This window comes from Priestia koreensis, from assembly GCF_001274935.1.
In the GTDB taxonomy this organism is placed as follows: domain Bacteria; phylum Bacillota; class Bacilli; order Bacillales; family Bacillaceae_H; genus Bacillus_AG; species Bacillus_AG koreensis.
The window spans coordinates 1-23,139 of sequence record NZ_LILC01000011.1; the positions used below are offsets into that span (position 1 = coordinate 1).

Annotated in this window: 16 protein-coding genes, 13 tRNA genes and 1 riboswitch; of the genes, 26 read left to right on the forward strand and 3 right to left on the reverse strand. The window is 41.0% G+C overall.

Going from position 1 to position 23,139, the window contains the following annotated elements; genetic code table 11:
- The 18 genes from AMD01_RS07250 (at position 1) to AMD01_RS07335 (ending at position 9,407) form a co-directional block, all read left to right on the forward strand.
- Positions 1-76 (forward strand) — tRNA-Ala (locus tag AMD01_RS07250).
- Positions 77-99: 23 nt separating this feature from the next.
- A tRNA-Met gene (locus AMD01_RS07255) sits at positions 100-176 on the forward strand.
- Positions 177-192: 16 nt separating this feature from the next.
- Positions 193-269 (forward strand) — tRNA-Ile (locus tag AMD01_RS07260).
- Positions 270-286: 17 nt separating this feature from the next.
- Positions 287-379, forward strand: a tRNA-Ser gene (locus tag AMD01_RS07265).
- Between the two features lie 20 nt (positions 380-399).
- Positions 400-476 (forward strand) — tRNA-Met (locus AMD01_RS07270).
- A 15-nt stretch (positions 477-491) separates the two neighbouring features.
- Positions 492-567: transfer RNA gene (locus AMD01_RS07275), tRNA-Asp, on the forward strand.
- Positions 568-594: 27 nt separating this feature from the next.
- Positions 595-670 (forward strand) — tRNA-Phe (locus AMD01_RS07280).
- A 43-nt stretch (positions 671-713) separates the two neighbouring features.
- Positions 714-789 (forward strand) — tRNA-His (locus AMD01_RS07285).
- Positions 790-805: 16 nt separating this feature from the next.
- A tRNA-Gly gene (locus tag AMD01_RS07290) sits at positions 806-879 on the forward strand.
- A gap of 5 nt (positions 880-884) precedes the next feature.
- Positions 885-961 (forward strand) — tRNA-Ile (locus AMD01_RS07295).
- 5 nt (positions 962-966) lie between these two features.
- Positions 967-1,041: transfer RNA gene (locus tag AMD01_RS07300), tRNA-Asn, on the forward strand.
- A gap of 3 nt (positions 1,042-1,044) precedes the next feature.
- Positions 1,045-1,135 (forward strand) — tRNA-Ser (locus tag AMD01_RS07305).
- Between the two features lie 9 nt (positions 1,136-1,144).
- A tRNA-Glu gene (locus AMD01_RS07310) sits at positions 1,145-1,216 on the forward strand.
- Positions 1,217-1,455: 239 nt separating this feature from the next.
- Complete coding sequence (glgB, locus tag AMD01_RS07315) at positions 1,456-3,414, forward strand: 1,4-alpha-glucan branching enzyme (protein ID WP_053400740.1); 1,959 nt, start codon at positions 1,456-1,458, stop codon at positions 3,412-3,414.
- Positions 3,341-4,516 carry a glucose-1-phosphate adenylyltransferase gene (locus tag AMD01_RS07320; protein WP_053400741.1) on the forward strand — a complete coding sequence of 392 codons (1,176 nt, stop codon included), beginning with the start codon at positions 3,341-3,343 and terminating at the stop codon, positions 4,514-4,516. The genes glgB and AMD01_RS07320 overlap by 74 nt, the downstream gene beginning before the upstream one ends.
- 17 nt (positions 4,517-4,533) lie before the next feature.
- Positions 4,534-5,559 carry a glucose-1-phosphate adenylyltransferase family protein gene (locus tag AMD01_RS07325; RefSeq protein ID WP_053400742.1) on the forward strand — a complete coding sequence of 342 codons (1,026 nt, stop codon included), beginning with the start codon at positions 4,534-4,536 and terminating at the stop codon, positions 5,557-5,559.
- Positions 5,556-6,980: a glycogen synthase GlgA gene (gene glgA / locus AMD01_RS07330; protein ID WP_053400743.1), complete on the forward strand. Its 1,425-nt coding sequence runs from the start codon at positions 5,556-5,558 to the stop codon at positions 6,978-6,980. The genes AMD01_RS07325 and glgA overlap by 4 nt, the downstream gene beginning before the upstream one ends.
- A gap of 18 nt (positions 6,981-6,998) precedes the next feature.
- Complete coding sequence (locus tag AMD01_RS07335; RefSeq protein ID WP_053400744.1) at positions 6,999-9,407, forward strand: glycogen/starch/alpha-glucan phosphorylase; 2,409 nt, start codon at positions 6,999-7,001, stop codon at positions 9,405-9,407.
- A gap of 39 nt (positions 9,408-9,446) precedes the next feature.
- Here AMD01_RS07335 and AMD01_RS07340 read toward each other — a convergent pair whose 3' ends face one another.
- The 3 genes from AMD01_RS07340 to AMD01_RS07350 all read right to left on the reverse strand — a co-directional run bounded on the left by AMD01_RS07340 (position 9,447) and on the right by AMD01_RS07350 (position 11,640).
- Complete coding sequence (locus AMD01_RS07340) at positions 9,447-10,235, reverse strand: TIGR00266 family protein (RefSeq protein WP_053400745.1); 789 nt, start codon at positions 10,233-10,235, stop codon at positions 9,447-9,449.
- 64 nt (positions 10,236-10,299) lie between these two features.
- On the reverse strand, positions 10,300-10,764 hold the full coding sequence (locus tag AMD01_RS07345; protein WP_053400746.1) for a TspO/MBR family protein: 465 nt from the start codon (positions 10,762-10,764) through the stop codon (positions 10,300-10,302).
- Between the two features lie 129 nt (positions 10,765-10,893).
- On the reverse strand, positions 10,894-11,640 hold the full coding sequence (locus tag AMD01_RS07350) for a TraR/DksA C4-type zinc finger protein (protein ID WP_053400747.1): 747 nt from the start codon (positions 11,638-11,640) through the stop codon (positions 10,894-10,896).
- A gap of 258 nt (positions 11,641-11,898) precedes the next feature.
- Here AMD01_RS07350 and AMD01_RS07355 point away from each other — a divergent pair, with 258 nt between their 5' ends.
- The 8 genes from AMD01_RS07355 (at position 11,899) to AMD01_RS07390 (ending at position 23,103) form a co-directional block, all read left to right on the forward strand.
- Complete coding sequence (locus tag AMD01_RS07355; protein WP_245638916.1) at positions 11,899-13,305, forward strand: isochorismate synthase; 1,407 nt, start codon at positions 11,899-11,901, stop codon at positions 13,303-13,305.
- On the forward strand, positions 13,292-15,049 hold the full coding sequence (gene menD, locus AMD01_RS07360) for a 2-succinyl-5-enolpyruvyl-6-hydroxy-3-cyclohexene-1-carboxylic-acid synthase (protein ID WP_053400749.1): 1,758 nt from the start codon (positions 13,292-13,294) through the stop codon (positions 15,047-15,049). The genes AMD01_RS07355 and menD overlap by 14 nt, the downstream gene beginning before the upstream one ends.
- On the forward strand, positions 15,049-15,861 hold the full coding sequence (menH, locus tag AMD01_RS07365; RefSeq protein WP_053400750.1) for a 2-succinyl-6-hydroxy-2,4-cyclohexadiene-1-carboxylate synthase: 813 nt from the start codon (positions 15,049-15,051) through the stop codon (positions 15,859-15,861). The genes menD and menH overlap by 1 nt, the downstream gene beginning before the upstream one ends.
- A 14-nt stretch (positions 15,862-15,875) precedes the next feature.
- Positions 15,876-16,694: a 1,4-dihydroxy-2-naphthoyl-CoA synthase gene (menB, locus tag AMD01_RS07370; protein ID WP_053400751.1), complete on the forward strand. Its 819-nt coding sequence runs from the start codon at positions 15,876-15,878 to the stop codon at positions 16,692-16,694.
- A gap of 82 nt (positions 16,695-16,776) precedes the next feature.
- Entirely contained in the window at positions 16,777-18,261 is a 1,485-nt protein-coding gene (locus AMD01_RS07375; protein WP_211263388.1) for an o-succinylbenzoate--CoA ligase, read from the forward strand.
- 14 nt (positions 18,262-18,275) lie between these two features.
- Positions 18,276-19,382, forward strand: a complete 1,107-nt coding sequence (menC, locus tag AMD01_RS07380; RefSeq protein WP_053400752.1) for an o-succinylbenzoate synthase — start codon at positions 18,276-18,278, stop codon at positions 19,380-19,382.
- 107 nt (positions 19,383-19,489) lie between these two features.
- Positions 19,490-19,674, forward strand: a riboswitch (cobalamin riboswitch).
- A 129-nt stretch (positions 19,675-19,803) separates the two neighbouring features.
- The gene (locus AMD01_RS07385; RefSeq protein WP_053400753.1) at positions 19,804-22,047 is read left to right on the forward strand and encodes a ribonucleoside-diphosphate reductase subunit alpha; all 2,244 of its coding nucleotides are present in this window, start codon (positions 19,804-19,806) and stop codon (positions 22,045-22,047) included.
- Between the two features lie 15 nt (positions 22,048-22,062).
- Positions 22,063-23,103, forward strand: coding sequence for a ribonucleotide-diphosphate reductase subunit beta (locus tag AMD01_RS07390; RefSeq protein ID WP_053400754.1), 1,041 nt, complete (start codon positions 22,063-22,065; stop codon positions 23,101-23,103).
- Positions 23,104-23,139 lie beyond the last annotated feature (36 nt).

Genomic DNA, 23,139 nt, shown 5'->3' on the forward strand with positions numbered 1-23,139 from the left:
GGGGCCTTAGCTCAGCTGGGAGAGCGCCTGCCTTGCACGCAGGAGGTCAGCGGTTCGATCCCGCTAGGCTCCACCATATATTATCATTATAAACTGTTTGGCGGTGTAGCTCAGCTGGCTAGAGCGTACGGTTCATACCCGTGAGGTCGGGGGTTCGATCCCCTCCGCCGCTACCAAATAGCTTATTATGAAGGACCTTTAGCTCAGCTGGTTAGAGCAGACGGCTCATAACCGTCCGGTCGTAGGTTCGAGTCCTACAAGGTCCACCAGTAGCAGCCATTTATACGGAGGAATACCCAAGTCCGGCTGAAGGGATCGGTCTTGAAAACCGACAGGGGTGTAACAGCCCGCGGGGGTTCGAATCCCCCTTCCTCCTCCATAAATTTTATTACTTATTACCGCGGGGTGGAGCAGTCTGGTAGCTCGTCGGGCTCATAACCCGAAGGTCGCAGGTTCAAATCCTGTCCCCGCAACCAATTAATACATAACATGGTCCCGTGGTGTAGCGGTTAACATGCCTGCCTGTCACGCAGGAGATCGCCGGTTCGATCCCGGTCGGGACCGCCATTTAATTCAATAAACATATTCTATAGTGGCTTGGTAGCTCAGTCGGTAGAGCAAAGGACTGAAAATCCTTGTGTCGGCGGTTCGATTCCGTCCCAAGCCACCATTTAGATGATGGCGGCTGTGGTGAAGTGGTTAANTAGATGATGGCGGCTGTGGTGAAGTGGTTAACACACCAGATTGTGGCTCTGGCATTCGTGGGTTCGATTCCCATCAGTCGCCCCATTTATTTTTATATTTAGCGGGTGTAGTTTAATGGTAAAACCTCAGCCTTCCAAGCTGATGTCGTGAGTTCGATTCTCATCACCCGCTCCATTTAGGGGCCTATAGCTCAGCTGGTTAGAGCGCACGCCTGATAAGCGTGAGGTCGGTGGTTCGAGTCCACTTAGGCCCACCATATTTTCCACAGTAGCTCAGTGGTAGAGCTATCGGCTGTTAACCGATCGGTCGCAGGTTCGAGTCCTGCCTGTGGAGCCATACGGGGAAGTACTCAAGAGGCTGAAGAGGCGCCCCTGCTAAGGGTGTAGGTCGCGTAAGCGGCGCGAGGGTTCAAATCCCTCCTTCTCCGCCAGTCTTAAATGGCCCGTTGGTCAAGCGGTTAAGACACCGCCCTTTCACGGCGGTAACACGGGTTCGAATCCCGTACGGGTCATCCCAAAAAAGCAGTTTGCAAATTTGCAAACTGCTTTTTTTTGTATTTTTTTCTTTTGGTTTTCTTTTTTAAAAAGAGGGTAAAGCATATGAGGCATGTAAAAAAATAGAAAAGAGATTATAATCATCCAGTCGAGAAATGAATGATTATTTGTGTATAATATTTAGAATATATAGAGGATTTTAGCGGTTATTATCGAATTAAATATGCTTATAAACGAATGTTAGAGGGTGAAGTGAGTGCTATCGACGATTAAACCTACTGAGCACGATATTCATTTGTTCCATGAAGGAAATCTATTTAAAAGCCATGAGCTTTTTGGCGCCCATCTCGTAGAACAAAACGGTCAACAGGGCGTTCGATTTTCTGTTTGGGCTCCAAGTGCTCAAAAAGTCGCAGTTGTAGGTGATTTTAATAATTGGTCAGGAGCTGGCTATGAGTTTGAAAAAATAAATGAACAAGGCATATGGAGTCTTTTTGTAGCAGGATTATCTGCTGGGACAATGTATAAATATGAAATTCATTCGTCTAATGGCAAAATCATTTTAAAAGCTGATCCATATGCTTTTTTCAGTGAACTCCGACCTAATACTGCTTCGGTGGTTGCTGATCTTTCTGGATACAAATGGAATGATCAATCGTGGTTCCGGAAAAAGAAAGTTAAGTCAACGTTTGAAAAGCCATTGTCTATTTATGAACTTCACATGGGATCATGGCGAAAGCATAAAGACGATACTTTGTATTCTTATGTAGAAATGGCAGAAGAATTAATTCCATATTTAGTCGAACATCAGTTTTCGCATGTAGAGCTTTTACCAGTCATTGAGCATCCATATGATCGATCATGGGGATATCAGGGAACAGGGTACTTCTCTCCAACGAGCCGTTATGGTTCTCCAAAAGACTTTATGTATTTTATTGATCAATGTCACCAGCACAGCATAGGTGTAATACTTGACTGGGTTCCAGGTCATTTTTGCAAAGACGAGCATGGCTTATATATGTTTGATGGTTTACCTACCTATGAATATGCGCGAGATCGAGATCGAGAAAATTATGTATGGGGAACAGCAAACTTTGATCTAGGGAAACCTGAAGTTCAAAGCTTTTTAATTTCTAATGCTGTATTTTGGCTCGAACATTACCACGTAGATGGATTTCGAGTGGACGCTGTCGCTAACATGCTTTATTGGAACAATTCGAATGAGTTAGTGGGGAATGAGTACGCAGCCCAATTTTTGCGGAAGCTCAACGACACCGTTCACGCTCATGAGCCAACGGCCTTAATGATTGCTGAGGATTCAACCGATTGGCCTGATGTGACAGGTCCAACTGCTGAAGGCGGTCTAGGATTTAGTTACAAGTGGAATATGGGATGGATGAACGATGTTTTAAGTTATATGGAGGCAAATGTAGATGAAAGAGAGCATTTGCATCATAAAATTACGTTTTCTCTTCTATATGCGTTTAATGAGAAATTTATTTTACCGTTCTCACATGATGAAGTTGTTCACGGCAAACGATCTTTACTAAATAAAATGCCGGGTGATTATTGGAGAAAATTTGCACAGCTCAGACTTTTATATGGCTTTTTCTTTTCACATCCAGGAAAGAAGCTACTTTTTATGGGAGGTGAGTTTGGTCAATTTGATGAATGGAAAGATCTTGAGCAGCTAGATTGGTTGTTACTTGATTTTGATATGCATGCGAAAATGAACATTTATTTCAAAGAGCTGATGAAAATCTACAATCGAAGTAAACCGCTGTTTGAAGTGGATTATTCTCCTGAAGGTTTTGAGTGGATCGATGTAAATAATCGTGCTCAAAAAATTTTTTCGTTTATTCGAAAAGGGCAAAATCCAGACGATGTGTACGTAATCATTTGTAATTTTTCTGAGCATGTTCATCATGACTACAAAGTGGGGGTACCACTCCCGACAAGCTATATTGAAGTTTTAAATAGCGATGATAGTAGCTATGGTGGATCAGGTATTACAAATAAAAAAGAATTAAAGTTTCATGAAGAGTCCTATCACGGAAAACCGTATCACATTGAATTAAATATTCCGGCGTTTGGAATTAATATACTGCGAGCGAAGAAGAGCAGAGGGGAGAAAAAGAAAAATGGTCAAAAAAAAATGCGTAGCAATGTTATTGGCAGGAGGAAAAGGGAGTCGACTAAGCTCTCTGACAATTAATCTAGCAAAACCAGCGGTTCCTTTCGGAGGGAAATACCGTATTATTGACTTCCCTTTAAGTAATTGCACGAACTCAGGTATTGATACGGTGGGCGTTCTCACCCAGTATCAGCCGCTTGTACTTCATTCATACATTGGGATTGGAAGTGCGTGGGACTTAGATAAACGCAATGGAGGGGTCACAGTCCTACCTCCTTATTCAGAGTCTTCAGGCGTGAGATGGTACAAGGGGACAGCTAGTGCGATTTATGAAAACATGAACTATCTTAAACAGTATGATCCTGAGTACGTGCTTATTTTGTCGGGTGATCACATTTACAAAATGAATTACGAGGAAATGCTAGAGCATCACGTTGAAAAAGATGCTGATGTGACGATTTCAGTTATTGAAGTTCCATGGGATGAAGCAAGTCGATTCGGTATTATGAATACGGATGAGAACTTAAATGTCGTCGAATTTGATGAAAAGCCAGCAAATCCTAAAAGTAATTTAGCATCGATGGGTATTTATATTTTTAAATGGAGTGTGTTAAGAGAGTATCTTGAAATGGATGCAAGAGACCCACACTCAAGTCATGACTTTGGTAAAGATGTGATTCCTCTTTTACTGGATGAGAAGAAAAGTCTAGTCGCGTATCCTTTCAAAGGCTATTGGAAAGATGTTGGAACGGTTAAAAGCTTATGGGAAGCAAATATGGATTTGTTGAAAGAGAATTCCGACCTAAACTTGTTTGATTATTCATGGAGAATCTATTCAGTAAATCCAAATTATCCACCACAATATATTTCGCCAGAGGCAACCGTTATTGAATCGTTAATTAATGAAGGGTGTGTCATTGAAGGGAAGGTTGAAAATTCGGTTCTTTTCCAAGGTGTACATATAGGAAAAGGAACAGAAATCAACCGTACCGTTGTCATGCCAGAAGCCCATATCGGAAAGCATGTGTACATTGAAAATGCGATTGTTCCATCAGGAATGAGCATTCCAGACGGGGCGATTATTCGACCAATCAAAGGTGCAGAAGAAGTTATTTTAGTTACAGATGAGATGATTGAAGTATTAAATAAGGAACGAGCAGTACACGAAGAATTAAATTCATAATAGGAGGATGGGTTATCATGAACAAGCAAATGTTAGGAGTCATTGAAGCATCAACATATCACAACACTTTAACCCCATTAACAGCGTACCGTTCTGTTGGAGCAGTTCCTTTTGCAGGAAGATATCGTCTAATTGATTTTATCTTATCGAACATGGTGAATTCCGGTATTAGTAGCGTCGCCATTTTTCCACGCAGTCATTATCGTTCATTAATGGACCATTTAGGTTCAGGAAAGGAATGGGATTTAGACCGAAAACGAGATGGTCTTTACATTTTCCCGCCAATTATGAGCGAGCTTCAAACTGAACCCTCAACACTATTTTCGCAATTACGTTATCACATTGATTACTTTTTGCGAAGTACCCAAAAATATGTGTTAATTAGTAACACCTTTAACATTAGTAACATTGATTTCAAACCTGTACTTAGACGCCATGTCCAAGTAGGAGCTCCAGTAACATCGATCGAACACGAAGGTGAGAAGCTTGGAATGTATGTCCTTGAAAAAAGCCGACTCATTTCCTTATTGCAAGATACAGAGCATGATTTTAAAGATATTCATGAAATGATCGAGCATATTGAAAGCCATGAAACGATTCATGTTTATGAACATACAGGATATGTAGCAAGAATTTCAGATATTCCTTCTTATTTCTCTGCGAGCATGAATTTATTGAAACCAGATACATGGAGCCGGTTATTCTTAAAAGAACGTTCGATCTTAACAAAAGTAAAAGATGAGCCACCTACTCGTTACGTAAAAGGATCCAATGTGAAAAATTCAATCGTGGCAAACGGTTGTGTCATTGAAGGACATGTTGAAAATAGTATTATTTTTAGGGGCGTGCGCGTAGAAAAAGGAGCCGTCATTAAGAATAGCATCGTGATGCAAAAAGGAACTGTCCATAAAAATAGCCATATCGAGTACGCTATCCTTGATAAGGACGTAAAAGTAGAAGCAAATACAGTTATTAAAGGTGATGCTACAAATCCTCACGTCGTTGCAAAAGGAACTCGTCAAGGAGCTCTGATGAATTCGTGAATGTACTGTTTGTTGTTTCAGAATGCGTACCCTTTATTAAAACAGGTGGATTAGCTGATGTAGCAGGAGCACTTCCAAAAGAGTTGGCACAGCTTGGAACAAATGTGACTGTAATGATGCCAAAATATGGGCTAATACCTGAAAAGTTTAAAGAGAAGATGGTGCTTAAAAAAGTGCTGTACGTCCAAGTGGGATGGCGTCGTCAGTATTGTGGATTAGAAGTATTAGAGCAAGACGGTGTGCAGTATATATTTGTAGACAATGAGTACTACTTTAATCGTGACAGTTTGTATGGTCACTATGATGATGCTGAGCGATTTACATTCTTTTGTCGAGCGGTGATTGATGCACTTCCGCACTTGGATCAGTTACCTGACATCATTCATTGCCATGATTGGCATACAGGAATGGTACCGTTTTTACTTCGTGCTGATTATGCGTACTATTCTTCTATTCAAACGGTCTTTACGATTCATAATTTACAGTTCCAAGGGATTTTTCCAAAGGGAATTTTATATGAATTACTAAACTTAGATGATTATTATTTTACGACGAGTCAGCTTGAATTTTACGGCAACGTAAGCTTCATGAAAGCAGCACTGGTTTCCGCTGATAAAATTACGACCGTTAGTCCAACGTATAAAGATGAAATTCAGATGCCTTATTACGGCGAGCAGCTTGATGGATTGTTACGAAGACGAAATCAAGATTTAGTAGGCATTATAAATGGTATCGATGACACCATTTATAACCCAACTGAGGATACGTATATCGCACAGAAGTATAGTGTCAAATCGCTAACTAAAAAGACTGTAAATAAGACAGAGCTTCAAAAGTCATTAGGCCTGAATGTAGACGAGAAAATTCCTGTTATGTCGATGATTACAAGGCTAACGAAGCAAAAGGGATTGGACCTTGTCAGACACGTTTTTCATGAAATAATGAGTCATGACATACAATTAATTATACTTGGAAGTGGCGAAAAGGAATTTGAGCATTTCTTTCAAGAGATGGAGCGACAGTACCCGGAAAAAATCCGCTGCGTAGTGGGTTTTAATGAGGAGCTTGCACATACCATATATGCAGGATCAGATTTATTTCTCATGCCGTCGCAGTTTGAGCCATGTGGACTGGGACAGTTAATTGCGTTAAAATATGGAACCATTCCTGTTGTGAGAGAAACCGGTGGGCTAAATGATACGGTGGAACCTTACAATGAGTACGAAAAAACAGGAAATGGCTTTAGTTTTACAAACTTTAATGCGCATGACATGTTGCATACGATTGAGCGCGCGCTCATGTTCTATCAAAAAGAAGATGCGTGGCAAGCAATTATAGAAGAGGCTATGAATCGAGACTATACGTGGGCGAAATCAGCTTTCATTTATAATCAGCTATACGCTGATCTTATCAGTACATAACGGAAGGAATGGATAATCATGTTCTCTAACCGAAAGAGCTTTCAGCATATTTTTCTGAAAAAGCTTGAGATGACTTATGGGAAAAGTTTTAAAGAATCAACCATTCAAGATCAATATCATACGTTAGGGAATATGGTGAGGGAGTACATTAGTTCAAATTGGATTTCCACTAATGAACGTCAACGATCAACTCATTCAAAACAAGTGTACTATTTATCCATTGAATTTTTACTAGGCCGGTTGCTTGGACAAAACTTAACGAACTTAGGAATTCGAGAAGTGGTCGAAGCCGGATTAAAGGAACTCGGAATTTGTTTAGAAGATATTGAAGAGATGGAGCCTGATGCAGGGCTTGGAAACGGAGGATTGGGAAGGCTAGCGGCGTGCTTTTTGGATTCATTGGCCTCTCTTGGTCTGCCTGGTCACGGCTATGGAATTCGCTACAAGCACGGGCTGTTTGATCAAAAGATTGTGGATGGCTTTCAGATTGAACTGCCAGAACAATGGCTGCGAAACGGAAATGCATGGGAAGTGAGAAAATCCGATCAAGCAGTTGAAATTCGTTTTTGGGGTGATATTGAAGCATATCAAGATCAGGATGGTTACTGGAGATATCGTCACCGAAATGGTGAAACGATTGCTGCAGTTCCATATGACATCCCAATTATTGGTTACGAAATAGATGTTGTGAATACGCTACGATTGTGGAATGCGGAACCATCTCCTTTTCCTGTGCATAAAAACAGCATGGATTACAAGCGTGAAACAGAAGCAGTATCTGAATTTTTATATCCAGATGACACTCATGACGATGGCAAGATTTTAAGGTTAAAACAGCAATATTTTCTTGTTTCAGCAAGTTTACAAAGCATTATCGAAAATCACCGTAAAACGTATGGGACGCTAACCAATCTTCATGAGAAAGTAGCCATTCATATTAATGATACCCACCCCGTTCTAGCCATTCCAGAACTCATGCGTGTGTTATTAGATGAAGAGCTGTTAGACTGGGATACCGCTTGGAATATTACAAGCCAGACGATTTCGTATACTAATCATACGACATTGTCAGAGGCGCTTGAAAAGTGGTCTGTTTCAATTTTTAAGCCACTACTTCCGCGTATCTATATGATTATTGAGGAAATTAACGAACGCTTTTGCAAAGAGCTGTGGGAGCAGTCTCCTGGCGATTGGGAACGTATTGAGCGAATGGCCATTATTGCTCATGGGTTAGTGAAAATGGCTCATCTAGCGTTGGTAGGAAGCTATAAGGTGAATGGCGTAGCGAAGATTCATACAGAGATTTTAAAGAAACGAGAAATGGCTGACTTTTATCAAATCTATCCAGACAAGTTTAATAATAAAACAAACGGTATCGCTCACCGCCGCTGGCTGTTAAAAGCAAATCCACAGCTTTCATCGCTTCTTACAGAAACGATTGGACAAAAGTGGGTCCATGAGCCAGAGCAATTGATTCAGTTAAAGCCTTTTTCATTTGATCGTAGTTTCCAACAAAGCCTAAAAAAAGTAAAGCAGGAGCGAAAGACCATTCTGTCTAATATTATTTATCAGCAAACAGGGCTTCTAGTCGATGACCATTCTATTTTTGACGTTCATGTAAAGCGCCTTCACGCTTATAAACGGCAGCTTTTAAACATTTTACACGTTATGTACTTATATAATCGTCTGAAGGAGGAAGGGAATTATTCCATCCATCCGCGAACATTTATATTTGGAGCCAAAGCTTCGCCTGGTTACTACTATGCTAAGAAGATCATTAAACTGATTAACTCAGTCGCTGAAAAGGTGAACAACGATCCTAAAACATCGTCCATACTGAAAGTGGTCTTTTTGGAGAATTATCGTGTATCACTGGCAGAAAATATTTTCCCTGCTTCCGATATTAGTGAGCAAATTTCGACAGCTAGCAAAGAGGCATCTGGCACAGGCAATATGAAGTTTATGATGAACGGCGCTTTAACGATCGGGACATTGGACGGTGCAAACGTGGAAATTTGTGAAGAAGTAGGGGCAGAAAACATGTATCTGTTCGGCTTAAAAGCAGAAGAGGTTCTTCACTACGAGCAAAGCGGAGGCTACAGATCCTTTGATTATTACTATCATGATAATCGAATTAAACAGGTTCTCGAACAGCTCGTAAATGGATTCTTTCCGAATTCCTTTGATATTTTTGAGCCCATCTATGATTCGTTGCTAATGCAAAACGATGAGTATTACGTATTACGAGACTTTGCATCTTATGTGCATGCACAAGAGCAAGTCAATAATACGTATCAAAATGAAGATAAATGGTTACAAATGAGCAGCTTGAATATTGCCCACTCTGGTTACTTCTCAAGTGACCGTACAATTCAGGAGTATTCAGAAGATATTTGGAAGTTAAAAGCAGCGGAAATGATGAGATGAAAAAAGGAGGGAGCCAATTGGCTTTCCTCCTTTTTCTTGTTAGCGATCTCCGAATAGGTCGCCTAATCCACCTAGAATTCCGCCTTCATCACGTTTTTTTCCAGGAACGGTTGCATTGACTAGTACGCGTTCAGCTAGACGGCTAAACGGCAACGATTGAACCCAAACAGATCCGGGTCCTTTTAGCGTAGCAAAGAATAGACCTTCACCACCGAAGAGAGCCGTCTTGACTTTTCCGACGTATTCAATATTGTAATCAACGTCTCTTGTCATCGCTACTAAACAGCCAGTGTCTACTTTTAATACTTCACCAGGCTGGAGGTCTTTACGAATAATCGTACCCCCTGCATGCAAGAAGGCTAATCCATCACCTTCAAGCTTTTGCATGATGAATCCTTCACCACCGAAAAAGCCTGTTCCTAATTTCTTTTGAAAATCAATTCCAATGGACACACCCTTCGCGGCACAAAGGAAGGAGTCTTTTTGACAAACAATTTTCCCGCCTAGTTCATCTAAATCCATAGGAATGATTTTTCCTGGATACGGGGCAGCAAACGATACTTTTTTCTTTCCATGACCAATATTTGTGAAAACGGTCATGAATAGGCTTTCACCGGTAAGCACGCGTTTCCCTGCGCCCATCAGCTTTCCGAATAATCCTTTTGTTGCGCCTCCACCGTCTCCGAAGATGGTTTCCATATCAATACCGGAATCCATCATCATCATGCCACCGGCTTCAGCAACAACGCTTTCTTCAGGATCTAATTCTACTTCAACAAACTGCATATCGTCCCCGTGAATTTCATAATCAATCTCATGAGCATTCATACACTTATCACCTCATCTATACTTTACAACATGGTAATTCGTCTTCAAGTGTATAATTTCCTCTTTATACGTTCATGGAATAAATGGTATATGAAAGGAATGTTGCAAATGCGCTCCAGAGAAGATATGGGATAAGTAGCAGACCCGCTAGTTTTGAATGGCGCATGGCAGCAATGATTAAGAGGAGCGTTGAGATGGCTATCAGAGCGCAATCAATTGTAGCCGAAAATAAATCTTTTTGGGTAAATTGGAAATAACTAAAGGCTTGGTTCAAAATATAGTTGATGATGAGGATGGTCCAGAAAAACTTGTCTCCTCTAAAAAAGCTGTCCTTATTGTAAACAATGGCTACTGAAAAAGAGATGAGTGCAAATAAAATTCCCCACACAATGCCAATGACGCCTCCGGAAGGGGTCCAACTAGGCTTATCTAGCGCATCATACCAAGACTGATCGATAGGGAATAGGAAGCCGCTCAAACTAAATAAGAGGTAAGTGATCAGAAAGACCAAAATCGCCGTTTTTTTCATGTTCATCTTCCTTTCTGGAGTAAATGCATTTAACCCATGAAGAGGCGAACTATCCATGGGTTAAATGAGAGATCGTTTAGATGGATAATGAAGCTCCTTGTTATGGGTTTATACCCTTGTTTTAGGCCATTAATCCTCTATATAAGGCTCCTTCTCATCACGTGGCAAATCTCCAAAGATCGTCATCGTCCCTTCTTCATCTAACATGTCTTCATACATTTCGTGCTTTTTGTTTGGATAAAGGGGAAGAGGGTTTCCATACATATCAGTCGCTGCGAAGCTTTCGTAATCTTCTACGTAATTTAACGCTTCATCCGCTTCAATGTATGTTTCACTGTAATTTTCTGTGTCTTCAACAAAATCAGATGGAGACTCGCTCGTACCATAGCGAGCAACATCCTGCCAGCTATCTTCAGAATCATATGGCTCATAAAATTTCTCATCAAATTCGTATTGTCCAAATGGATGGCGGAGAGATGCTTCTTCAATAGGGCGATCTCTAGAAACGCTTTGTTCTGGGCTATGTTCTTTACAGTAAAGAGCTGTAGGAAGAGCTTCTAAGCGTTCAACACTAATTTCTTTTCCGCATGTTCGGCACTTTCCATATGTGTGATCATCCATCGCTTTTAACGCCTCATTGATTTCCTCAAGCTGCTCATGAATTAGTTCATTTAACGCTAGATCTTTCCCGCGCTCAAAGGTTTCTGTACCTGTATCAGCGGGATGATTGTCATAGCTTGAAAGCTCACCTGTTGAATCATGGGCATCACTTCGAAGAAGACCAAATTGCTTTTCTTGTTGGTCGTGCCCTTCTATTTCATGCTTCATTTCTACTAATGATTGTTTTAATTCAGAAAGCTGTTGTTTGGTTAACAAAGCAAATTCTCCCTTCTTTTTGTTTCTGTTCAGTATTATTTGCGAAAAGTAATAAAAAAAAACAATACGAACTGTTAATTACCTGAATAGGTTCGAAAAGAGTTCAAAACAATAAAAATAAGTTTATGTGTGCTAGTGCTGGTGGAATAAGAAGGTAGACCAAAACCATTCACTGGATTTTTTTATTATGACAATATATAATAAATTGGTTAAAGATAAGAATGAAAACAATGAGTAGGGGGATCTAGTGTGATTGCAATGACAGAGAGTTTTATTCAAAAAACATTACAAGACGCTAGTGATTTTGCTAAAGAAACAGGAATGCCTAAATTAGTGAGCATAGTGAAAGACGTTCATAAAATGAGCCCCCAGACTTTTTTAATGAACGGAAAACGTGTCTACAACGGAGACCGATTTTTATGGAGTAATCCAGATCGATCATATACATTCGCAGGTGTGGGGGTTTCTCACATTTTTACAACAGATAATGCCGACGGACGTTTTCAAGATATTGAGAGAGAATGGAAGCGCTTTAATGAACAGACCGTTGTTCATAGCATTTCATATCCGTATGGGACAGGTCCCTTGATTGTAGGAGGATTTTCATTTGATCCCAACAAGCAGTCGACTAATTTGTGGAATAAGTTTCCGAGTGCGAAATTTGTTATTCCTGCCTTTCTGTATACAGTGGTCAATGACCAAGCATATTTTACAGCTAACGTAATGGTGCACCCTCATAAAGAAGTGCATGACTATATAAAAGAAGTAGAAGAAGCTGAAAAAATGCTCCTTAACTTCACGACGATTCCAGAGAAGTCTTCCTCTATCATGGTAAACAGACATGAAATAGAGCCAGATAAATGGAAAAAAACGATTCAAAAGGCTACGTCAGCGATTAAACGAGACGAATTCGAGAAAGTAGTGTTAGCTCGTGAGCTACGAGTGACCTTTGATCAAGAATTACAGCTTGAGCAAATTACAGATCGACTCATGGCTGAACAGCCAACGAGCTATGTGTTTGCAATTGAGCAAGGAGAAAATTGCTTTTTAGGCGCATCGCCCGAAAGACTTGTGAAAAAAGTAAAAGACAAAGTTTATTCTACGTGTTTAGCTGGGTCCATTCGACGTGGCAAAGACGAAGAGGAAGATGGAGTGCTTGGGAAAGAATTGCTTACGGATGAGAAGAATCTAATTGAACATGATGTTGTGGTTCACATGATCAAGGAAGCGATGAACGAATATTGCGAGTGGATTGAATCACCTTCTCATCCAGCTCTATATAAAACAAAGCATATCCAACACTTATATACCCCCGTAGAAGGAGAAATGAAGAAGGACCATACATTGCTTTCTCTAGTGGAGCATCTTCATCCAACGCCAGCTCTTGGTGGTTATCCAAAACGAACGTCTGTTGAATTTATTCGAGACGTTGAACGTTTGGACCGCGGCTGGTACGCTGCACCTATTGGTTGGATGGATGTGGAAGGAAACGGAGAGTTTATTGTAGGAATCCGTTCGGGACTTGTCAAAAAAAATGAAGCATCCTTATTCGCTGGGTGTGGCATCGTAGCAGACTCAGATCCAGAAAGTGAATACGAAGAAACGAATATAAAATTCAACCCAATGCTATCAGCACTAGGAGGGGCTACACATGACACACACTGATAAAATGACTGCATATATTGCATCATTTATAGATGAACTAGCGAGCCTTGATGTTCAGGATGTTGTCGTAAGTCCAGGCTCAAGATCAACACCTTTGGCTATTTTAGCAGCTGATCACCCAGCACTGAACGTTCATATTAATATTGATGAACGTTCAGCTGGTTTTTTTGCGTTAGGAATTGCTAAAGCAAAGCAAAAACCTGTTGTACTCGTTTGTACGTCAGGAACAGCAACAGCGAATTACTATCCCGCAGTAGTAGAAGCATTTTATGCGCGCGTTCCACTAATTGTAGTGACAGCAGATCGTCCTCATGAGCTTCGAGATGTTGGAGCACCTCAAGCTATTGATCAAATTCGTCTATTCGGGGAGTTTGCGAAATGGTTTGCGGAGGTTGCACTTCCAGAAGATACGCCTGCGATGCTTCAGTACATTCGTACAGTCGCTGCTCGTGCAGTTGGAACAGCACTTTCAGGACCTAAGGGACCTGTCCACTTAAACGTACCTCTTCGTGAGCCGCTGCTTCCAAATTTGAGCCTAGATAATTTATGGGGTCAAGGAAAGCGCATATCAAATCACTATGTGACGGTGCAAAAGAGCCTTTCAACGCTTTCAGATGAGTCTTTCAAACACCTTGCAACACGTCTTGCCACCTATAAAAAAGGCGTCATCGTTTGTGGTGGATTAGCTGATTCTTCATCAGCTAATGTCTTAACGAAGCTTGCTAAAACGCTAGGCTTTCCTATTCTAGCGGATCCATTGTCACAGCTAAGAAGTGGTAATCATGATCAAACGATGATGGTTAATAGTTATGATACGTTTTTGCGTAACGAAGCGATCTTGGGCGATTTAAAACCAGACATAATTATTCGTTTTGGTGCGATGCCTGTTTCAAAGGCATTGTTATTGTTCATGAAACAATATACGCCGAAAGAATTAATTGTGGTGGATGAAGAAGCGGGGTGGAGAGATCCGACACTCCTTGCAACAGAAATGATTTCGTGCGATGAAGAAGTATTTTGTAAAAGCGTACTATCCCATCTTTCTTCTGTAGAAGCATCAAACGAGTGGTCTTCGAAATGGCTAGCGGTTCACGAGGCAACAATGAGAGGTCTTCAAGAGCTAGAAAGTGAGCATGAGCTTTCAGAAGGAAAAGCAGTGCTAGAGTTAAGCAGGCTTTTACCAGACGAATCCACATTGTTTGTTGGTAACTCAATGCCAATTCGGGACGTTGATAGCTTCTTTATCGAGAACGATAAGCACATTAAAATTTTAGCGAATCGCGGCGCGAATGGAATTGATGGGGTTGTGTCAACAGCGCTAGGGACAAGCTTAGTGGAAAAGAATACGGTTCTCTTAATTGGTGATTTATCTTTTTATCACGATTTGAATGGTTTATTGGCTGCAAAAATGCACAGTCTAAATATAACGATTGTGTTAGTTAATAATAATGGAGGAGGAATTTTCTCTTTCCTTCCTCAATCCAAAGAAGAAAAGCATTTTGAAGCATTGTTTGGCACACCAGCCGATCTCGAGTTTGAAAAGGCAGTCGAAATGTATGGCGGGAAATACGTCCAGGCAGATACGTGGGAAGCTTTCCGTCAGGCCTTCTCTCAATCGATGAACGAGCAGGGAGTATCAGTCGTGGAAATTAAGACAAAGCGACATGAAAATGTGCTTCATCATCGGAATTTGTGGAATCGTGTTACCCAGGAAATAAATAAGTCATTTCTTGGTGAAAAATAATGAAGAAATATGTCATTAATGGGCTATCGTATGCAGTGGAGATAAAAGGAAATGGTTTTCCTCTTCTCCTCTTGCATGGTTTTACAGGAGCAAAGGAAAATTGGGAGCCGTTTGTAGCGGAATGGTCCTCTCATTTTCAGCTTGTCATGGTAGATCTTATCGGTCATGGTGAAACCGAGCAGGACGCTACGATTAGTCGTTATAAGATCGAAAGCTTGGCTAAAGATCTTGTCACTTTGATGAAAGAGATTGGTTTTTCAAAGTTTCACGTGGTAGGATATTCTATGGGAGGAAGATTAGCCTTAACTATGGCTGTCCTCTACCCAACCGTTATTAAAAGATTGGTGCTAGAAAGTTCCTCACCTGGACTGAAAACAGAAGATGAGCGCCATGAGCGTCAGAAGAAAGATCAGCAACTTGCTGAACGTATTTTGATGAATGGGGTTGCATCATTTGTGGAAAAATGGGAAAACATCCCGCTTTTTGCCACACAAAAAGAGCTTCCACAGGCTGTTCAGCAGTCCGTTCGAAGACAGCGGCTATTGAACAGCGAACAAGGGTTAGCACAGAGCTTGCTCGGAATGGGAACTGGTTCTCAGCCATCTTGGTGGACACATCTTTCTGACATTCATACGCCTGTATTGCTGCTTGTAGGAGAGCGTGATAAGAAGTTTTGTCGACTTGCGAAAGAGATGAACAAGAAGCTTCCTGATAGCACAATAACAGTAATTAAAAATGTTGGACATGCAATTCACGTGGAAGAACCAAAGATTTTTGGTAAAATAGTAAGAGAGTTTTTAACTACTACATAATTGGAGGAATTATAATGGCTATTGAATGGGTAGCAGAACGTAAGTATGAAGATATTTTATACGAAACTTACAACGGAATCGCGAAAATTACCATCAACCGTCCTGAAGTGCGCAACGCATTTCGTCCTAAAACGGTAATGGAATTAATCGACGCATTTGCGTACGCGCGCGATGATAAAAACGTAGGCGTAATCGTCTTAACAGGTGCTGGAGACAAAGCATTCTGTTCAGGTGGAGACCAAAAAGTACGCGGTCATGGTGGTTATGTTGGTGAAGACCAAATTCCACGCTTAAACGTGCTTGATTTACAACGCTTAATTCGCGTAATTCCAAAACCAGTCGTAGCGATGGTAGCAGGATATGCAATCGGTGGAGGACACGTTCTACACCTTGTATGTGACTTAACAATCGCAGCAGACAATGCAATCTTTGGGCAAACAGGACCAAAAGTAGGTAGCTTTGATGCTGGTTACGGTTCAGGCTATCTAGCACGTGTCGTTGGTCATAAGAAAGCGCGTGAAATTTGGTTCCTATGCCGTCAATACAGCGCACAAGAAGCTCTTGACATGGGACTGGTTAATACAGTTGTACCTTTAGAGCAACTTGAAGAGGAAACAGTACAATGGTGTAATGAAATGTTAGAAAAGAGCCCAACAGCTCTTCGCTTCTTAAAAGCAGCGTTCAATGCAGATTCAGACGGTTTAGCTGGACTACAGCAATTAGCTGGAGATGCAACGCTTCTTTATTACACAACGGACGAAGCAAAAGAAGGCCGCGATGCGTTTAAAGAAAAACGTAATCCAGACTTCCAACAGTTCCCACGTTTCCCTTAAGTCGAACAAAACTTACAGCTTGATGAGTTACTCATCGAGCTGTTTTTTTAATGTGAAGGAAATTTTGGAAAGGAGAATGAACATGAACGGTTTAATAGAACATGAAATGCCTATTTTTTTATGGAAGAGAGCTAAGCTCACACCGAACCGTGTGGCGATACAAATGGGTGAGACGGCTCTAACGTTTCAAGAACTTCACGAAAAAGCATTAGAACTAGCAGGGAAAATGACAGCTGCTGGTATGAAAAAAGGTCAGTATATAGGAATTTTGTCACCGAATTCGGTCGAGATGATTGTCATGATTCATGCCCTCAAATATGTAGGAGCCATTACGGTCATGTTAAACACAAAGCTCAGTCCTTCTGAAGTTTCCTTTCAGCTAGAGGATGCAAGGGTGTCTCATTTGCTTACTGATTCATCTTTAATTGACAAGGCTGCGCAATCTGCAAAAGGTCGTACAGTTACGGTTCATTCTTTTGAGGAATTGCAGCGCATGCCTTCTGCATCTATTGTTCCCATTCAAACAATTTCTCTCGGTGATACGGATACCATCATGTATACATCGGGAACGACAGGAGCGCCGAAGGGTGTAAAGCAAACGTATGGAAATCATTGGTGGAGTGCGATTGGTTCATCTTTAAACTTAGGTCTTCGTGAAGATGACTGTTGGCTTATTGCGGTTCCCCTGTTTCATATTAGCGGGCTGTCAATTTTGATGAGAAGCGTGATCTATGGGATGAAGGTGATCCTTCACGAGAAATTCGATGCAACTCGTATGAACCAAGCGATACATGAAGAGGGTGTCACAATTGTCTCGGTTGTAACAGCCATGGTTTCAAGGCTATTACAAGAGGAAAATGGAGCACCTTATCCAGCATCCTTCCGCTGTATGTTAGTAGGAGGAGGGCCAGTGCCTGTTACGATTTTAGAAAAGTGCTCAAGCTTAAGCATTCCCGTTTATCAAACGTACGGGATGACGGAAACATCCTCTCAAATCGTGACGCTATCGCCTGAGGACAGCTTGCAAAAAATCGGTTCTGCGGGTAAGGCATTATTTCCTTCAGAAGTAATGATCATGAGTGAAGCAGACGAGCAACAGCACGACAATCTCCCTGGTGAAATTGTCGTAAAAGGGCCAAACGTTACAAGTGGTTACTTGAATCGCCCAGATGCAACTAGGGACACGATTCGAGACGGCTGGCTTCATACAGGTGATATTGGTTATATGGATGAAGAAGGGTTTCTCTATGTGCTAGATCGCCGTTCAGATTTAATTATTTCAGGTGGGGAAAATATCTACCCTGCTGAAATTGAAAATGCACTCGTAAAGCACCACGCCGTTGTGGAAGCAGGCGTTACAGGTCTTGAAGATGAGACGTGGGGTCAAGTTCCGGTCGCGTTTGTCGTGGTTAATAGCGATGATGTAGAAGAGAAAGATATTATAGCTCATTGCTTGACCCATTTAGCAAAGTATAAAGTTCCAAAGCATGTCTACTTTGTACAAAACCTACCGCGTAACGCGTCAAATAAGCTGTTAAGACGAGAATTACTTTCGCTACTGGACTAGGAGGGTGAGCGTGTATGGTAATTACAGAAATTAATTTATATCATATTGAAATGTCTCTTCTAACGCCTTTTTCAACGAGCTATGGTACGGTAAAAGATCGAGCACTTATTCTTATTGAAGTTGTTGATGAGAATGGACTGAGCGGGTGGGGAGAAGTCGTAGCTTTTTCGACGCCATGGTACACAGAAGAAACGATTGAGACGTGTACCCATATTCTAGAGACATTCCTTATCCCATCTGTACTAAATCAAATGCTAGAGCATCCAAGCGATCTACAAAAGCATTTTGCACCGATTAAGCGTAACAATATGGCTAAGGCGGGGCTTGATTGCGCCGTATGGGATTTATATGCAAAAAGACTTCAAAAGCCACTTTGGGATGTTTTAGGCGGAACACGTTCTAAAGTAGAAGCAGGCGTAGTGGTGGGTATCGATCAGCCCCATAAAATGAAGGAGAAAATACGAGAGCATCTACACGATGGATATAAGCGTTTTAAGATTAAGATTAAGCCCGGAATGGACTATGAGCTCATTAAAGTGATTCGAGAAGAGTTTCCAGAGCTTCCGCTGATGGCTGACGCAAATTCTGCGTATACCCTCAACGATATTTCGCTGTTGAAGAGACTCGATGATTTTAACTTAATGATGATTGAGCAGCCACTTCAATCGGACGATATTATTGATCATGCGATACTTCAAAAAGCGATCAAAACGCCTATCTGTTTAGATGAGAGCATTGTTTCATTTGATGATGCGAGAAAAGCAATTGAACTTGGAAGCGCAAAAATTATCAATGTCAAAGTAGGACGAGTCGGCGGTCTAACAGAAGCGAAACGAATTCATGACTACTGCGTAGACAAAGAAATTGGGCTTTGGGTAGGCGGAATGCTTGAATCTGGCGTTTCAAGGGCTCATAATGTAGCATTGGCGACTCTACCTCAATTTCATATCCCTGGAGACATTTCAGCATCTGCTCGTTATTGGAACAAAGACGTTATTATGCCGGAAGTAACGGTAGAGAATGGTGATATAACGATTTTGAATCGTCCAGGAATTGGTTATGAGGTGGACGTGGATTATATCAGAAAAATTGCTAAAAAGATAGTAGCTCATAAAAAATAAGATTTACAAAACATTTTTTAAAATGGTTGTCTTATTCATGGGTTATGACTTATAATTAAACTCAAATCTATATTTAGTTTAATTATAACAACTAACATACTATATATTGTATTTCCGATGAACTAGGTGTCGTAGTATCGACTTGAAAGGGAATCTGGTCAAAGTCCAGAACTGTACCCGCAACTGTGAGTGCTGATGAAATAAGGGAAACCACTGTGATGAATCATCATGGGAAGGCCTTAAAGTAAAAAGAAGCATAAGTCAGGAGACCTGCCTTGTTTGTGAAATCTATCTTCTTCGGGAGGTGAGAAGATAGAGCGAGGATAAGAAAAGAAATGGTTTCTTTCCTTCTTCGTTCTATCTGCTCATCGAATGTAATCGATGAGCTTTTTTATTTGGTGAAAAAATGGAGGAGGAATGAATGGTGAACGTATTACAAACATCTGCAATTGAAGAGGTCTCATCATACATAAATGATTTAAAAGAAAGGTTTTCGCATCTATACTTTGACGATTTTGAAGAAAAAATTGAACAAACGGTCGCTGCACGACCAAATATGGATCAAGATCAGCTTGTCAATCTACTAACGCTTGCCTCACTAGAACGTATCTCAATTGACGAACCGGATTGGACATATGTGGCATCTACTGTTTACTTAGACCAGCTCTATGCAAAAGCAGCAAAATCACGTAACTATGATGCGTCCCTAAAATATAGTTCTTTCGGTGAGTTACTTGAAGTATTAACAGACAAAGGGATTTACAATAATCAGCTGGTTACCTCGTACACAAAAGAAGAAATCAATGAGCTAGCTAACATCATTGATCCAACGAAAGATTCACTTTTTACATACATTGGACTTTTAACATTAGCGGATCGATACTTAGCGAAATCACACGAGGGTGATGTCTATGAGCTTCCACAAGATCGATTCTTAATCATTGCGATGACCCTCATGATGAAGGAGGCGAAGGATAAGCGTCTTTCATTAGTAAAGGAAGCGTATTGGGCTCTATCAAATTTATATATGACGGTGGCAACTCCTACGCTATCAAATGCAGGAAAGTCCTACGGCCAGCTTTCAAGCTGCTTCATCGATACAATCGATGACAGCCTGCGAGGAATTTATGATTCAAATACAGACGTAGCGAACCTTTCGAAAAATGGTGGCGGAATCGGAATCTATCTAGGAAAAATTCGTAGCCGTGGTAGTGACATTAAAGGATTTAAAGGTGTCTCATCAGGAGTTATCCCTTGGATGAAACAGTTGAATAATACAGCAGTAAGCGTTGATCAGCTAGGACAGCGTCAAGGGGCTATTGCTGTTTACTTAGACGTTTGGCACAAAGATATCGACTCCTTTTTAGATGCTCGCTTAAATAACGGGGACGAGCGCCAGCGAACACATGACTTATTTACAGGTGTTTGTATTCCTGATTTGTTTATGGAAAAAGTCGAGAACCGGGAAGATTGGTATTTATTTGATCCGCATGAAGTACGCCGCGTGATGGGCTATTCGCTAGAAGACTTCTATGACGAAGAAAAGGGAGCAGGAACGTTCCGAACAAAGTACGAAGAGTGCGTCCAAAACGAAGCTTTATCTAAACGAGTAATTCCGGCAATCGACGTGTTTAAACGCATTATGATTTCACAGCTAGAAACAGGAACACCATACATGTTTTACCGTGATACGGCGAACCGTATGAATGCGAATCGTCACAATGGGATGATCTACTGCAGTAATTTATGTACAGAAATTATGCAAAATACAAGCTCAACAGTTGTGACTGAAGAGGTAACGGTGGACGGCAAAATTGTCATTACGAAAGATCCAGGAGATTTTGTTGTTTGTAACCTATCGTCTATTTCACTTGCAAAAGCGGTAGAAGAGGATGTTTTAGAGCGCTTAATTTCTATTCAAGTTCGCATGCTTGATAACGTAATCGATTTAAATAATATTCCAGTGCTTCAAGCGGAGATTACGAACAAAAAGTATCGTGCAGTCGGACTTGGAACATTCGGCTGGAGTCATTTATTAGCATTGAAGAAAATGGTATGGGAAAGCGATGAAGCGGTTGAATACTGTGATGCTCTTTATGAGAAGATTGCTTACTTAACAATTGAAGCGAGTATGGAGCTTGCAAAAGAGAAAGGTGCTTATCCGCTCTTTAAAGGATCTGATTGGGATAATGGAAGTTATTTTGATAAGCGAGAGTATGTATCAAGTAGCTGGCAGGAACTGCGTCAAAAAGTGAAAGAGCATGGTGTCAGAAATGGATACTTAATGGCCGTAGCGCCCAATTCATCAACGTCAATTATTGCAGGATCTACAGCAAGCATTGATCCGATCTTCCGTAAGTTTTACTCAGAGGAGAAGAAAAACTACAAGATTCCTGTAACGGCACCAGACTTAAATGCGCAAACAACGTGGTATTACAAATCAGTCTACTTAATCGACCAACAGTGGAGTATTAAACAAAATGCGAAGCGTCAGCGTCATATTGATCAATCCATTTCATTTAACTTATATGTTCGAAATGATGTAAAAGCAAAAGAACTATTAGATATGCACTTAACGGCGTGGAAGGAAGATTTAAAAACGACCTATTATGTGCGTTCTACATCGAGTGACGTTATTGAAGAATGTGAAAGCTGCCATAGCTAAGAAAGGACGAAGAACATGACTTTACAAACACGTACGTTAATGGACGAAACGGCACCAAACCGCTCAACGGGCATTATTAATGGAAGAAGCTCCAACATCTTAAATTGGGACGATGTGCGCTTTTCATGGGCGTACCCAAAATATAAGCGAATGCTAGCAAACTTTTGGACACCGTTTGAAATTAATATGGGACAGGACATCAAGCAGTTCCCACAGCTAACAGCAGATGAGCAGGAAAGCTTTTTAAAGATTATTGGTCTCCTTGCTCTTCTTGATAGCATTCAATCAGATTACGCAGGAAAAGTTGCAGAATACATCACAGATTCGTCTGTCAATGCGCTGATGATTATCCTAGCGCAACAAGAAGTAATTCACAATCATTCGTATTCTTACGTGCTTTCAAGCCTTGTACCAAAGCCAAAGCAAGATGAGGTATTTGAGTACTGGAGAACAGAAGAAAAGCTGCGTGAACGAAACGATTTTGTGACCAACGGATACAAAGCATTTGCTGAAAATCCAACGATTGAAAACTTCCTGCGTTCCATGGTATTCGATGTCATTTTAGAAGGACTCTTCTTCTATAGTGGATTTGCGTTCTTCTATAACCTTGCTCGTAATCAAAAAATGGTCGCAACGTCGACGATGATCAATTACATTAATCGCGATGAACAGCTGCACGTAGGATTATTTGAGAAAGTGTTTAAAGAAACGCTTAACGAAAATCCTGAATACCGTACAGAAGAGCTTGCATCGTTTGTGGTGGAGACGTTTAGAGAAGCGGCTCGGTTAGAGATTGAGTGGGCTCAAACGGTCATTGGTGAGAAGTTTGAAGGCATTACGATGCAAGAGATTAAACAGTATATTGAGTATATGGCCAATAAGCGCTGCAACCAATTAGGGTTTGGACGCGAGGCTTTTCCAGAGGCACCGATTGATAATCCACTTCGTTGGATTGTCGCTTACCAAGAGGTGGATTTAGGAAAAACAGATTTCTTCGAACAAAAATCAAGACAGTATACAAAGGCATCCGATGTAAACGGATTTGATGAACTATAAGAAAAAGCGCTGCGAAAGATAAATCGCGGCGCTTTT

What these genes read in the sequence shown, in the direction of transcription:
- AMD01_RS07340 (WP_053400745.1), bottom strand. Translation starts at nt 10,235, where the DNA reads ATGAATGCTCATGAGATTGATTATGAAATTCACGGGGACGATATGCAG.
- AMD01_RS07320 (WP_053400741.1), top strand. Translation starts at nt 3,341, where the DNA reads ATGGTCAAAAAAAAATGCGTAGCAATGTTATTGGCAGGAGGAAAAGGG.
- menH (WP_053400750.1), top strand. Translation starts at nt 15,049, where the DNA reads ATGAAGAAATATGTCATTAATGGGCTATCGTATGCAGTGGAGATAAAA.
- AMD01_RS07325 (WP_053400742.1), top strand. Translation starts at nt 4,534, where the DNA reads ATGAACAAGCAAATGTTAGGAGTCATTGAAGCATCAACATATCACAAC.
- menC (WP_053400752.1), top strand. Translation starts at nt 18,276, where the DNA reads ATGGTAATTACAGAAATTAATTTATATCATATTGAAATGTCTCTTCTA.
- menB (WP_053400751.1), top strand. Translation starts at nt 15,876, where the DNA reads ATGGCTATTGAATGGGTAGCAGAACGTAAGTATGAAGATATTTTATAC.
- AMD01_RS07385 (WP_053400753.1), top strand. Translation starts at nt 19,804, where the DNA reads ATGGTGAACGTATTACAAACATCTGCAATTGAAGAGGTCTCATCATAC.
- AMD01_RS07355 (WP_245638916.1), top strand. Translation starts at nt 11,899, where the DNA reads ATGACAGAGAGTTTTATTCAAAAAACATTACAAGACGCTAGTGATTTT.
- menD (WP_053400749.1), top strand. Translation starts at nt 13,292, where the DNA reads ATGACACACACTGATAAAATGACTGCATATATTGCATCATTTATAGAT.
- AMD01_RS07335 (WP_053400744.1), top strand. Translation starts at nt 6,999, where the DNA reads ATGTTCTCTAACCGAAAGAGCTTTCAGCATATTTTTCTGAAAAAGCTT.
- AMD01_RS07390 (WP_053400754.1), top strand. Translation starts at nt 22,063, where the DNA reads ATGACTTTACAAACACGTACGTTAATGGACGAAACGGCACCAAACCGC.
- AMD01_RS07375 (WP_211263388.1), top strand. Translation starts at nt 16,777, where the DNA reads ATGAACGGTTTAATAGAACATGAAATGCCTATTTTTTTATGGAAGAGA.
- AMD01_RS07345 (WP_053400746.1), bottom strand. Translation starts at nt 10,764, where the DNA reads ATGAAAAAAACGGCGATTTTGGTCTTTCTGATCACTTACCTCTTATTT.